Below are 12506 nucleotides of genomic sequence, written 5' to 3'. Positions count from 1 at the left end.
CACGTCAACAATTAACTTTAATTATTTTGCATTTTTCTTATTTTCTTTATGAAATTTTTCAATTTGTAAAATTAGACAGAAGAAAAAACAGCCTTTTGAAGGGCTGTTAAAAATTTGATTTTTTATATAGTAATTTATATAAAATAAAAAATAAGATAGCAATTAAAGCATTTTGCCAAAAGGTTAGATGATAAATGAGATAAGGTTGCTTTTGGAAATAAATATTTAAGAATACAGCGGAACAAAATGGAGTAGCAAATGCGAATCCAAATAGAATTCTTCTTTTCCAATTCATTTTCTGATCAAAGGAGTAACGCTTTAACAAATATAAAATAAATAGTATACCTAGTATAATTATTGAAACAGACAAAGTAGTTCCAGGGATACTAAAAACTGGGGTTAATTGTTCCGCAGTATTTCCAAAAGTTAAAATAAAAAAAGAAACAATTGCATCGATTCCAAACTGTATAACAAGAAGTAAGCTAATAGAAAATCCAATTAAAGAAGTTTTTTCTAACTTTGTTTGGGTTGGTAAAGCTGATATAAGTTCATCGCAATAAGATTGTAAATCATTACCGAAAATGTCGTAAGTACTTTTATTTTCTGCTTGTGCTTCGATAAGATGATCTAATATTTCTAGTAAAAGTTCCTCCATTTGTTGCTGAGGTACGTTTGATATTCGAAGATATACTAACATATCGCCATAAGCAGCTTCGTTTTCGGAAGTTAGAAGCTCACGTTTTTTATTATTCAATTCAACCATGTCTTGGGCATTCATCCTCATCACTCCCCCTGTAATAAGTTATTTACCGTAGTAGAAACCATTCCCCAGCTTTGTTTAAATTCTTCAAGCTGTTCTAATCCTTTATCCGTTACGTGATAATATTTTCTCTTTGGACCAAGTGAGGAGGCTTTTAATGTTCCTTCAATCAATTTTTCTTTTTGCATACGTAACAATAACGGATATATGCTTCCTTCGCTTACGAATGTAAAGCCGTGTGTATTTAATTTTGTGCTCAGTTCATATCCGTACACTTCTTCTTGTGAAATGATGTATAGGATGCAACCTTCTAGTACACCTTTTAACATTTGGCTGTGCATGATTTCACCACCTTTTACTCAGGTAACTTGCGTTGCAAGGTAGTTGTTATCCAAATTATAACATTCAGTAACTTGCAACGCAAGTTACTGAAGTGGAAAACTTTAATGAGTGTTAATTTTTCAACGTTTCCCATACTAACGAGAGGGAGGGAAGCACATGAAACCATTTATGCCAAAACTCATTTACTTTGAACCAAAGGCACTTGAATATCCGCTTGGAAAAGAGCTTTATGAGAAGTTTACGAAGATGGGATTAGAAATTCGTGAAACGACATCACATAATCAAATTAGAAATTTACCAGGAGAAAATGATTTGCAAAAGTATCGTAATGCAAAGGCAACGCTTGTCGTTGGGGTGAGGAAGACATTAAAGTTTGATACGTCAAAACCGTCAGCTGAATATGCAATCCCGCTCGCAACAGGGTGTATGGGGCATTGTCATTATTGTTATTTGCAAACGACACTTGGGAGTAAGCCTTACGTTCGCGTGTATGTGAATCTCGATGAAATATTTGAGAAGGCAAAGCAATATATGGATGAAAGAGAACCTGAAATAACAAGATTTGAAGCGGCGTGTACATCAGACATTGTTGGGATTGATCATTTAACACATGCATTAAAGCGGACGATTGAATTCATTGGAGAAAGTGAATATGGGCGTTTACGTTTCGTTACGAAATATTCGCATGTTGATCATTTATTAGATGCAAAGCATAATGGGAAAACTCGTTTCAGGTTTAGTATAAATTCACGATATGTAATTAAAAATTTTGAACCAGGGACATCGCCGTTTGAAGAGCGAATTGAGGCGGCTCGTAAAGTAGCAGGTGCAGGTTATCCACTTGGTTTTATAGTTGCACCACTTTATATGCATGAGGGATGGGAAGAAGGATACCGCGAATTATTTGAACGACTGTACAATGCGCTGAAAGATATGACGATACCAAATTTAACGTTTGAATTAATTCAGCATCGTTTTACGAAACCAGCAAAAAAGGTTATTCAAGAGCGTTATCCAAATACGAAGCTTGAAATGGATGAAGAGAAGCGAAAGTATAAATGGGGACGATATGGAATTGGGAAATATGTATATAAAAAAGATGATGCAGAAGTATTGGAAGAAACGATTCGAGGATATATTCATCACTTTTTTCCTGAAGCAGAAATTCAATATTTTACATGAAAGGAACTTGTATTTGAATGCAGGTTCTTTTCACTTTTGCAGATTTAGGCTCGTTTCCACCTTGTCACGTTATTCTTTCTGGTGTATCATTTTATTGATTGCTTCGTACGGAATAAGCAAAATGAAATTGGATGGAGGAAACCGATGCCTACCCCTAGTATGGAAGATTATATTGAACAAATTTATTTGTTGATTGATGAAAAGGGTTATGCCCGTGTATCTGATATTGCTGAAGCGCTTAGTGTACATCCATCCTCTGTAACAAAAATGGTACAAAAATTAGACAAAGACGAATATCTAATTTATGAAAAATATAGAGGGCTTGTATTAACATCAAAAGGTAAAAAAATCGGGGAACGTCTCGTATATCGACATGAATTGTTAGAACAGTTTATGCGCATTATCGGTGTGGATGAAAGCAAAATTTATAATGATGTAGAAGGAATTGAACATCATTTAAGTTGGGAATCAATTGACCGTATCGGTGATTTAGTACAATACTTTGAACAAGATGAGGTTCGAGTGGAAACACTTCGTGGTGTTCAAAAAGCAAATGAAGAGAAAAGTAATTAAGGGGAACGGATGGCGTTTCCTTTTTTATTTCAATTCGAAAAGGATGGGAGAATTATGAAAGCAATTATTTTTGATTTTGATGGATTAATTGTGGACACAGAAACGATATGGTTTCACTCTTTCAGAGATGCTGTTCGTGAATACGGCGGAGAGCTACCTTTAGAGGAATTTGCGAAATGCATTGGAACAACAGATGAGGTGCTTTTTGCATATTTAAATGATCAATTAAAAGAGAAGTTTAACAAAAGTGTATTAAAAGAAAAAGTGGCAACTTTACATAAAGAGAAAATGAAAATACCAGAAGCGCGTGACGGGGTAAAAGAATATTTAGAAGAAGCGAAAGAAATGGGATTGAAAATCGCACTAGCTTCTAGTTCATCTAGAGAATGGGTTATTCATTTTTTAGAAGAGCTACAGATTCGAGAATATTTTGAAGTAATTAAAACGAGGGAAGATGTTGAGAAGGTAAAACCAGATCCAGCTCTTTATCGAGTTGCAATAGAAGAGTTAGGAATTAAGCCGTCTGAAGCTGTTGTATTTGAAGATTCATTAAATGGATTGAGAGCAGCAGTTGCAGCGGGATTAATGTGCGTTGTTGTACCTAATGATGTGACACGGAATTTACCATTTGAAAATCATCATCTTCGAATTGAAAGTATGAGAGAGAAAAGTTTAAAAGAAGTGCTTCAAAGTATAAAAAAAGACCGTATTTCCTAAAAGGAAGCACGGTCTTTCTTTTTGCTTTTTTTGCCTTCAATGACAGTTAAATGAGACTGTTTTCTTTTTCGTTTCAAAGTGGAAGAATCCCCTTTTTTACTTTTGTCATTAGAAGTATTTGACTTAAAGAAAGAATTGCCTAGGGGTGCTACATTTTGTTTCCCATGTTTGCGGTTCGATTGTTTTGCCGCACGCTTATATGAGCTTTGCGAATTTGCAGAACCACTGGAATTTGTAAACATCTTGTATAGCAAATAAAAGATACCGACAACAAGTAACATGTACCCGATATTTCTTAATACACCCATGGGATTTGTAATAACAGATGAAACAAGGCCGAATATTGCCAATCCGATAATAAGCACAAATATAGCGAAAGTAAACGAACGACCATTCATAAGGAACACCTCCTAAAAACATATATTGAAATTAGTATATTAACGATGAGGAAAGGAGTTGAACACCATTTTTAAATAATTATTGTTTGTTCTCTAAACGTAATAATTCTTCAAACGATGCAATTGCTACTTCCACTTGATCATCTGTTGGTTCTTTCGTTGTTAATAGTTGTAGCCATAATCCAGGATATCCAAGTACGCGTAATACGGGAATATCTCGTAATCGATTTGTAAATTGCAATACTTCGAAAGAAATACCAAGTACAACTGGAATTAATAAAATTCTGTTTATAACTCGTGCCCAAAGAGGATCTGTAGGGACGAGGAAATAAACGAACATTCCAATAATGACTGTAAATATAATAAAGCTACTGCCGCATCTATAATGGAGACGAGTTTGCTTTTGAACGTTTTCTACAGTCAGAGGAAGGTTATTCTCGTAAGCATTGATTACCTTATGCTCCGCACCGTGATACTGAAATACCCGCTTAATAAGTGGGGTTAAAGAAATAAAGTATATATAGCTCAATAATAGCATGAGCTTAATGACACTTTCGACAATGATTTGCCCGGTATGAGATGGGAAAATCGGTCTCGTTAATTCAGCTAATAGTGCAGGAACTGCTGTGAAGATGACTTTACCGAATATGAAAGATAAAACGCCAACCGCTGCAACTCCTAATACCATCGTTAATTTTGATTGTTCTTCTTTTTTATTTGCAATTTGTTCATCATCTTCTGGGTGGACGTCAAATCGTTCTGAAGCGAAGTTTAAATGCTTTGCTCCATTCGCACTTGCATCCACAATAGCGGCAATCCCTCGTAAAAATGGAATTTTTTTCAGCGTAGATAATACTTTATTACGAACGCGTGGTAATCGATAAAATTCAATCGATTTATCTTTACGACGAACCGCTGTAACAGTATATTCTCTACCGCCAAACATAACTCCTTCTATGACCGCTTGCCCGCCATATATTTGTTTTGACTCTTCTGCCATGTTAACACCAACCTGTATTTGTTTCTCTCTTATGTAGAAAAAGAGGCAATTGTCATACTGGGTTCTGTCGTTTTGAAATAAGACAATCACCGAGTTTCCTTTATTTTATCGGCAAATACAAGTAGATGACAAGGGAAAATGTTATGAGAGTCGGACATTTCTTATTCTTTTTATAGACAAATTTCGCAGGATTTAAACATGCTTCAAAATAGTTTCGGGCATACTATTGAGTGGAGGTGTCGATGTGAGTCAAGAACAATTAGGAACAAGGAATTTTGTGCAGATTGGTTTGTTTGGTGGAATCTTTTGGGGCGGGATATGGTATTTCCTTCATATATTTTCATTTACGGAGGCGGGACCGAATTATTTCCTTTTACCATTTGCGTTTGGAAGTTGGAAAGAAGGTGTATGGGGCAATGTGTCAGGAATAGTGTGTATGGGACTTCTTTCAATTTTGATTGCCTTTTTGTATAAAGCATTTTTTGCGAAGTTTGAAGGGATTATTCCGGGAATTATTTATGGGCTATTTTGGTGGGCATTGCTGTTTTTGGGGATGGGTTTAATGGCCCCTGTTATTAAAAGTGCGCTCCATTTACCAAAAGAGACAATTGTGACGACAATATGTATTTTTATATTGTATGGTGTGTTTATAGCATATTCTGTTTCTTACGCAGTAAATAGCAATAAAGTAGAACAAGAAGGGCAAGAGAAGACGAACTATTCAAATAAGTAACTCCTATGTTAAAATATTGTATAGATATTTAATATTAAGGAGTTTTAAGAATATGAAAAAGTTACTTCTCGTAAACGGTCCTAACCTAAATCGCCTCGGTGTTCGTGAGGTAAATGTATATGGGAAGGGCACGCTAGCGACACTTGAAGCAGATATGAAGCAAGAAGCAGAAACAATGGGAGTGGAGTTAGAATGTTTCCAATCGAATCATGAAGGTGCCATTATCGACATTATTCATGAAGCGGAAGATATATATGAAGGGATCATTTTAAATCCAGGAGCATTTACGCATTATAGCTATGCGATTCGTGATGCCATTGCGAGCATTTCGATTCCTGTTATTGAAGTACATATTTCTAACATTCATCAGCGTGAATCGTTCCGTCACGAATCTGTGACGGCAGCTGTTTGTGCAGGACAAATTGTTGGATTTGGTTTTTATGGCTATAAGTTAGCGTTATTTGCATTAATGGAGAAATTGAGGGAGGCATAAAGTAATGGAGAAAATTGAAAGATTACGAAGTGCGTTTGATGAGGCTGGCATTGACGGTATTTTGTTAACAAATGAACATAGTCGTAGATATATGGCTAACTTCACAGGAACAGCAGGTGTAGTTCTTATTTCAAAAGAGCGTGCTCAATTTATTACAGATTTCCGTTACGTCGAGCAGGCAAGTAAACAAGCGGTTGGATATGAGATTGTACAGCACGCAGGATTGATCATTGATGAAGTGGCAAAGCAAGTGAAAGAGCTTGGAATTCAAAAGCTTGGTTTTGAGCAAGATACTCTTACATATAGTTCTTATTCAGCGCATAAGGAAGCGATTGATGCTGAATTTATCCCGACTTCTGGACTTGTAGAAAAGTTACGCTTGATAAAGACTGATTCAGAGATTAAGATATTAAAGGAAGCTGCACAGATTGCAGATGCTGCCTTTGAGCATATTCTATCATTCATTCGCCCGGGAGTATCTGAAATTGAAGTGTCAAATGAACTTGAATTTTTCATGAGAAAACAAGGAGCAACATCTTCTTCGTTTGATATTATCGTTGCTTCAGGTCTTCGTTCGGCATTACCGCACGGCGTGGCATCTGAAAAAGTGATAGAAACAGGAGATTTCGTTACATTAGACTTCGGCGCTTATTATAAAGGATATTGCTCTGATATTACTCGTACGATTGCAGTCGGTGAACCATCTGATAAATTAAAAGAAATTTATAATATCGTTTTAGAAGCACAACTACGTGGTGTGAACGGTATTAAAGCTGGTTTAACAGGTCGCGAGGCTGATGCGCTAACGCGTGACTACATAACGGAAAAAGGATATGGTGAATACTTTGGGCACTCTACTGGTCATGGAATAGGTCTTGAAATCCATGAAGCACCAGGTTTAGCGTTCCGTTCTGATACAGTACTTGAACCAGGTATGGCTGTAACAGTAGAACCAGGTATTTATATTCCAGGTATTGGCGGCGTACGTATTGAAGATGATATCATTGTGACAAGTGAAGGTAATGAAGTAATTACGAAATCACCAAAAGAACTTATTATTTTGTAATACACAGGAGGATTTTTTTACATGATTTCAGTAAACGATTTTCGTACAGGTTTAACAATTTCAGTGGACAATGCGCTTTGGCAAGTACTTGATTTCCAACACGTAAAGCCAGGTAAGGGTGCTGCATTCGTTCGTTCTAAACTACGTAACATTCGCACAGGTTCTGTTCAAGAGAAAACATTCCGTGCAGGTGAGAAAGTAGAAAAAGCACACATCGAAAACCGTCGTATGCAATACTTATACGCAAGCGGTGAGGCTCACGTATTTATGGATAACGGAACTTATGAGCAAATCGAGCTTGGTGAAAACCAAATCGAGCGCGAGCTTAAATTCCTAAAAGAAAACATGGAAGTAGCAATCATGACTTACCAAGGCGAAGTACTTGGTGTTGAACTTCCGAATACAGTTGAATTAAAAGTGTCAGAAACAGAGCCTGGTATTAAAGGTGATACTGCTTCTAACGTAACAAAACCAGCTACATTAGAAACTGGTCTTGTTGTACAAGTACCAATCTTCATTAACGAAGGCGAAATGCTTATCATCAACACTGGTGAAGGTAAATACGTTTCTCGTGCATAGTAGAAAAGCACTCGTGATAATCACGAGTGCTTTTTTTATAGGAAATAGGGTAGATAGTAAATAGTGGTTATAATAAAACTTACTAAAACAAGTGAAAGAGTAGCCATAATAGATGGAGTCAAAACAATTTGAAATGGTTTTATTTCGCCAGTCTCAACGCCAGTTAATGTTTTACTTATTGCGTGATCTGTAATGTTATTTCTATGGTTACTCATAATAATTAACCACATAATTGCAAATATCCCTAAACTACCAAGGAAAAAGGTCTCTATAAATGACCAACCGACCAACAATGAAAAAAGATAAATAAGAGCTAATTCTACTACAACGGTTAAACTAATTTTCAATGCCTTCATATTTTTCCTCCTCACTCTGTAATTCCAACCAGTTTAAAAAATTTTCACGTGACACGACATGCAGAGAGCAAGTCGACTTTACTTCTTTCTCTAGTGCAGCGTGTTCGTCTGGAAACTTGTTTTCCACATGCAATGAAATATAAGGTAGTTTTTCTTGTGCTTTTAACGAGCGGATATTATTCGTTTTAGCACCAGCAAATACGTAGGAAAGTTGTAAGTCTAAAAAGGCGATTTTAAAGATTTCTTTTTTAGCAGCCTCGTTATAGCCTTTTCCCCAGTACGGATAGCCGAGCCAACTACCAATGTGAGATTGCTTCTTCTCATCATTAATATGTTTAAGTGTGGTGAGGCCAATTATTTCATTCTCTTCATTCACAATCATTCTCGATAAGGATTTCTTTTGGCGTTCTTCTTCTATTGCGAAAAGAAGAAATGCTTTTGTGTCTTCGATGTTTTCTACCGTTATCCCTAATGCATTTTTTATATGTGGATCACTTGATAGCTCGAAAATCACATTTGTATAGCGTAAATCGAGTGGTAATAAAGTAACGTGCTGCATGGTTTATACCCCTTTCAAACTAAATATACCATAATATACCACAAAATAATATGAATATTCAGATTCTAATTCGGGCTTTAGAGAAAAATTATGTTTTTACTTCTGAAATAGACAACCTCTGCATATGGTTGTACAAATATATTCTTTTTAAGAATACGAAGTTAGTAACTGTTACGGGAGAAGGTGGAAGAATGAAACAGTGGCTAGCGGCAATGGAAACATCCGTGCTTGTTATGGGAGCACTTCGATTATTTTCAGGTAGTGCGGAGATATTTGCTGCTTTGCTTATGCTTTATGTGAATGATGCGAAGAAAGCGTTGTTTATAAATGGTATGTTAGCGTTTGTTGGACCTACCGTATTAATTTTAACAATGACAATTGGGATAGCGAGTGTAGCAAGTGAAATTTCTTTCTTGAAGCTCTTTTTTCTAGCGCTTGGAATTTGCTGTATTTTTATCGCATTACTGAAATAGTAAGTCGAGTATAGTGGGGAGAAGCCGATGAAAGAGGTATTAGAAGTTTTACCAAAAACGATGAAGTACTTAATTGAAGAATGTAAGCAATACGATGCTTTAGAGGAAATTCGTGTTCGAATTGGAAGACCGCTAGAGTGTATTGCGCATGGAAAGGTATTTTTTTATGACTATATCACTACTGCAGAGGATGCTATTTACTTATTGAATAAGTTAAGTCAATTCTCAATTTATACGATGGAAGAGGAATTAAAACGTGGGTATGTGACGCTTCGCGGGGGGCATAGAATCGGGTTAGCGGGAAAAGTCATTACAGAAAAAAGCGCAGTGAAAATGATTCGTGATGTCTCTTCCTTTAATATTCGTATCGCTCGTCAAAAAATAGGAATTGCTGAACCGCTTTTGCCATATTTGTATGAAACAAGATGGTTAAACACGATGGTAATTGGCCCTCCACAAACGGGAAAAACGACACTTTTAAGAGATGTGGCACGCTGCATGAGTCAAGGGGTAAGTGCTTCGGAAATTCCTTCCTGTAAAGTGGGGATTGTTGATGAACGATCAGAAATTGCTGGCTGTGTGAAAGGAATCCCGCAATATGATTTTGGCACACGAGTCGATGTGTTAGACGCATGTCCAAAGGCTGAAGGAATGATGATGATGATTCGTTCTATGAGTCCTGATATTTTGATCGTAGATGAAATTGGCCGTAAAGAAGATAGTGAAGCAATTATGGAAGCGGTGCATGCAGGTGTTCAGCTTTTTATAAGTGCACACGGATTTTCCTATGAAGATGTTGTAAAGCGGCCATCACTAAAAGCGGTGCTGGAACTTGGGGTGTTTGACAGGTTTGTGGAATTGTCAAAAGCGAGAGGTCCAGGAACGGTAATGCAAGTGAAAGATAGAGCTGGAAAACCAGTACTACCTCATAAAAAGGCGCAAGGCGTATGGTGAAAATATTTGGTGCGGTATTAATAGTTGCTGTCAGCACCTTTTTCGGATTTTCATACGCTAAAAGGTACAGTGAGAGACCGCGGCAACTTAGGTTATTAAAGGCGGCATTACAATCATTAGAAGCAGAAATTATGTATGGACACACACCTTTATCTGAAGCTGCCGAGCGATTAGTGAAACAAATGCCGAAGCCATTAAATTGGATATTTCAAAGTTTCGCTAAAAAACTAGAAAGTGGAGAACAAACAGTAAGAGAAGCGTGGATAGATAGTTTGAAAGAGAACTGGAAGTTAACCGCATTTCAACAAACTGAGTATGAAATACTGCAGCAATTTGGTGAAACGCTCGGGCAACATGATCGTGAATCACAACAAAAACATATTCGCTTATGTATTACACATTTGGAGAGAGAAGAAGGAGAAGCGAAAGCATTACAACTGCAATACGAAAAAATGATCAAGAGCTTAGGGGTACTAGCAGGGCTACTTATTGTAATTTTACTGCTATAGGGGGGAGAAAGGCGATGTCCATTGATGTTGGATTAATATTTCAAATCGCCGGAATCGGCATTGTTTTAGCTTTCATTCATACTGTACTAAAAGAATTAAAGCGGGAGGATATTGCAAATTGGGTTATCCTTGTCGGTTTTGTCGTCATTTTATTTCATGTTGCATTTTTAATTAATACGCTATTTGACAAGATTAAAAGTGTCTTTCTCTTCCAGTAAAGGAGGCGGTTCGAATCGAAATTATACAAATTGTCGGATTAGGCCTCGTTGCTACGTTTTTAGCTGCTGTTTTGAATCAGCATAAATCTAGTATTACATCTTTATTTATTGTGTTCGTAGGTAGCGTGATGTTTCTTATTTTAATCGATCAAATTCATTCTATTTTACAAATGATTGAGAGAGTAGCAAGTGAAGCGAAAGTTAGTAACGTCTACGTGGAAACGTTACTAAAGATTATTGGAATTGCTTATATTGCTGAGTTTGGAGCCCAAATTACAAAAGATGCTGGTCAAGGTGCCATCGCTTCGAAAATTGAACTTGCTGGGAAAATCTTAATTCTCGTTATGGCGATTCCTATTTTGACGGTTGTAATTGAAACTATTCTCGGATTTTTACCGACGGGATAAGGGGGAGTGAATGTTGAGGAGGTTTGGAGCTAAGCTGCTATTTGCTTGCTTCCTTTTCTTTTCTTTACCGGTTGTTGTACAAGCTTCTCCTGTAGAAACAAACGTCGTTGATCAACAATTGGATAAGCTCGGAATTGAAGATGTGAAGCAATTTTGGGACGGTCTTGTTACAAAATATGGAGGCTATTTGCCAGAGAGTCAAAAAGGGAGCTTTATGGAGTTTGTAAAGGGAGAAAAAGAATTCTCTCTAAAAGAGTGGATGATAGGGTTATTAAAATATTTATTTCATGAGCTTGCTGCTAATGGAAAACTGCTTGGCACACTTATTATGCTCACAATCTTTAGTGCATTGTTGCAATCACTGCAATCCGCTTTTTCAAAAAGTAGCGTAAGTAAAATTGCTGATGCTGTTGTATATATGGTACTTATTATTTTTGCTTTAAATAGTTTTTATGTCGTTATGACATATGCAAGAGAAACGATACAAACAATGGTAGATTTCATATTAGCGTTATTGCCAATTTTGCTGGCGCTTATAGCAACTGGGGGCGGGGTTGTATCTGTATCATTTTTTCATCCGGTTATCATTTTCTTAATGAATACGAGTGGGCTTCTTATGAATTATATCGTTCTACCACTTTTATTACTGGCAACGATATTAAGTATTGTAAGTACAATGAGTGATCAATATAAAGTGACGAAATTATCCAAGCTTCTGCAAAACGTTAGCGTAGGGATTATCGGTGTCTTTTTAACAATTTTTTTAGGAGTATTATCTGTACAAGGAACAGCAACAGCCGTTGCTGATGGAATAGCTGTGAAAACTGCTAAATTTGTAACAGGAAACTTCATTCCAGTAGTTGGAAGGATGTTTACGGAAGCGGCAGATACTGTTATTAGCGCATCAGGATTATTGAAAAACACAGTCGGAATTATTGGGCTCGTCATTTTATGTTTAATTGTTGCTTTTCCAGCGATTCAAATTTTCTGTATCGCATTTATTTATAAATTCGCAGCAGCAGTATTGCAACCGGTTGGCGGCGGAGCAATTATTCAATGCTTAGACATTATTGGACGAAGTATCATTTACGTATTTGCTTGCTTAGCTATCGTATCATTTATGTTCTTTTTAAGTATTACAATTATTATTGCTGCGGGGAATATTACACTTATGATGCGGTAGGAGG

19 protein-coding genes are annotated in these 12506 nt (G+C 36.6%); 13 read left to right on the top strand and 6 right to left on the bottom strand.

The features are described 5' to 3' along the window. Window positions 1-106 precede the first annotated feature (106 nt). Both RT27_RS09705 and RT27_RS09700 read right to left on the bottom strand, forming a co-directional pair. Window positions 107-778 (bottom strand): DUF1048 domain-containing protein, encoded by a 672-nt coding sequence (locus tag RT27_RS09705; RefSeq protein WP_043935942.1) that lies wholly within the window; start codon window positions 776-778, stop codon window positions 107-109. Window positions 779-783: 5 nt separating this feature from the next. After that, a complete protein-coding gene (locus RT27_RS09700) occupies window positions 784-1101 on the bottom strand; it encodes a PadR family transcriptional regulator (protein WP_043935933.1) in 318 nt (105 codons plus the stop codon). Window positions 1102-1258: 157 nt separating this feature from the next. Between RT27_RS09700 and splB the strand changes: the two genes are divergently transcribed. The 3 genes from splB to RT27_RS09685 all read left to right on the top strand — a co-directional run bounded on the left by splB (window position 1259) and on the right by RT27_RS09685 (window position 3574). Beyond that, window positions 1259-2284 carry a spore photoproduct lyase gene (gene splB, locus RT27_RS09695; RefSeq protein WP_043935932.1) on the top strand — a complete coding sequence of 342 codons (1026 nt, stop codon included), beginning with the start codon at window positions 1259-1261 and terminating at the stop codon, window positions 2282-2284. A gap of 144 nt (window positions 2285-2428) precedes the next feature. Continuing rightward, window positions 2429-2857 (top strand): transcriptional regulator MntR, encoded by a 429-nt coding sequence (gene mntR, locus RT27_RS09690; protein WP_001143080.1) that lies wholly within the window; start codon window positions 2429-2431, stop codon window positions 2855-2857. Between the two features lie 54 nt (window positions 2858-2911). Next, window positions 2912-3574, top strand: a complete 663-nt coding sequence (locus tag RT27_RS09685) for an HAD family hydrolase (protein ID WP_029443288.1) — start codon at window positions 2912-2914, stop codon at window positions 3572-3574. Here RT27_RS09685 and RT27_RS09680 read toward each other — a convergent pair. Next, the gene (locus RT27_RS09680) at window positions 3571-3972 is read right to left on the bottom strand and encodes an SA1362 family protein (RefSeq protein ID WP_016080312.1); all 402 of its coding nucleotides are present in this window, start codon (window positions 3970-3972) and stop codon (window positions 3571-3573) included. The genes RT27_RS09685 and RT27_RS09680 overlap by 4 nt on opposite strands. Before the next feature lie 79 nt (window positions 3973-4051). Then, complete coding sequence (locus tag RT27_RS09675) at window positions 4052-4972, bottom strand: DUF1385 domain-containing protein (protein WP_000807121.1); 921 nt, start codon at window positions 4970-4972, stop codon at window positions 4052-4054. A 244-nt stretch (window positions 4973-5216) separates the two neighbouring features. Between RT27_RS09675 and RT27_RS09670 the strand changes: the two genes are divergently transcribed. From RT27_RS09670 to efp, 4 genes are read left to right on the top strand one after another with little or no spacing between them, the layout of a single operon-like run. Beyond that, entirely contained in the window at window positions 5217-5705 is a 489-nt protein-coding gene (locus tag RT27_RS09670) for a YqhR family membrane protein (RefSeq protein ID WP_043935931.1), read from the top strand. 52 nt (window positions 5706-5757) lie between these two features. Further along, window positions 5758-6198 carry a type II 3-dehydroquinate dehydratase gene (aroQ, locus tag RT27_RS09665; RefSeq protein WP_000735140.1) on the top strand — a complete coding sequence of 147 codons (441 nt, stop codon included), beginning with the start codon at window positions 5758-5760 and terminating at the stop codon, window positions 6196-6198. A 4-nt stretch (window positions 6199-6202) separates the two neighbouring features. Then, complete coding sequence (gene pepQ, locus RT27_RS09660) at window positions 6203-7264, top strand: Xaa-Pro dipeptidase (protein ID WP_016080315.1); 1062 nt, start codon at window positions 6203-6205, stop codon at window positions 7262-7264. Window positions 7265-7285: 21 nt separating this feature from the next. Then, on the top strand, window positions 7286-7843 hold the full coding sequence (efp, locus tag RT27_RS09655) for an elongation factor P (RefSeq protein WP_016080316.1): 558 nt from the start codon (window positions 7286-7288) through the stop codon (window positions 7841-7843). 35 nt (window positions 7844-7878) lie between these two features. Here the strand turns inward: efp and RT27_RS09650 are convergent, their stop codons facing one another. Next, the gene (locus RT27_RS09650) at window positions 7879-8199 is read right to left on the bottom strand and encodes a hypothetical protein (protein ID WP_043935930.1); all 321 of its coding nucleotides are present in this window, start codon (window positions 8197-8199) and stop codon (window positions 7879-7881) included. Next, a complete protein-coding gene (locus RT27_RS09645; RefSeq protein ID WP_043935928.1) occupies window positions 8180-8758 on the bottom strand; it encodes a GNAT family N-acetyltransferase in 579 nt (192 codons plus the stop codon). Before RT27_RS09645 ends, RT27_RS09650 begins: the two co-directional genes overlap by 20 nt. 191 nt (window positions 8759-8949) lie before the next feature. On the opposite strand from RT27_RS09645, the gene RT27_RS09640 reads away from it, so the two are divergent. Genes RT27_RS09640 through spoIIIAE form a run of 6 tightly spaced genes read left to right on the top strand, consistent with a single transcriptional unit; the run spans window position 8950 to window position 12502 of the window. After that, window positions 8950-9231, top strand: a complete 282-nt coding sequence (locus tag RT27_RS09640; protein WP_000816050.1) for a YqhV family protein — start codon at window positions 8950-8952, stop codon at window positions 9229-9231. Between the two features lie 27 nt (window positions 9232-9258). After that, on the top strand, window positions 9259-10185 hold the full coding sequence (gene spoIIIAA, locus RT27_RS09635; protein ID WP_016080318.1) for a stage III sporulation protein AA: 927 nt from the start codon (window positions 9259-9261) through the stop codon (window positions 10183-10185). Then, entirely contained in the window at window positions 10179-10694 is a 516-nt protein-coding gene (gene spoIIIAB / locus RT27_RS09630; RefSeq protein ID WP_016080319.1) for a stage III sporulation protein SpoIIIAB, read from the top strand. The genes spoIIIAA and spoIIIAB overlap by 7 nt, the downstream gene beginning before the upstream one ends. A 14-nt stretch (window positions 10695-10708) precedes the next feature. Continuing rightward, the gene (gene spoIIIAC / locus RT27_RS09625) at window positions 10709-10912 is read left to right on the top strand and encodes a stage III sporulation protein AC (protein WP_000020914.1); all 204 of its coding nucleotides are present in this window, start codon (window positions 10709-10711) and stop codon (window positions 10910-10912) included. A 23-nt stretch (window positions 10913-10935) separates the two neighbouring features. Continuing rightward, window positions 10936-11319 carry a stage III sporulation protein AD gene (spoIIIAD, locus tag RT27_RS09620; RefSeq protein ID WP_077393170.1) on the top strand — a complete coding sequence of 128 codons (384 nt, stop codon included), beginning with the start codon at window positions 10936-10938 and terminating at the stop codon, window positions 11317-11319. 10 nt (window positions 11320-11329) lie between these two features. Further along, window positions 11330-12502, top strand: coding sequence for a stage III sporulation protein AE (spoIIIAE, locus tag RT27_RS09615; protein ID WP_000946113.1), 1173 nt, complete (start codon window positions 11330-11332; stop codon window positions 12500-12502). The last annotated feature ends 4 nt before the right edge of the window (window positions 12503-12506 follow it).

The organism is Bacillus sp. L_1B0_5 (assembly GCF_000836715.1).
GTDB lineage: Bacteria > Bacillota > Bacilli > Bacillales > Bacillaceae_G > Bacillus_A > Bacillus_A thuringiensis_S.
This window is presented reverse-complemented; position numbering and strand designations above follow the sequence as displayed.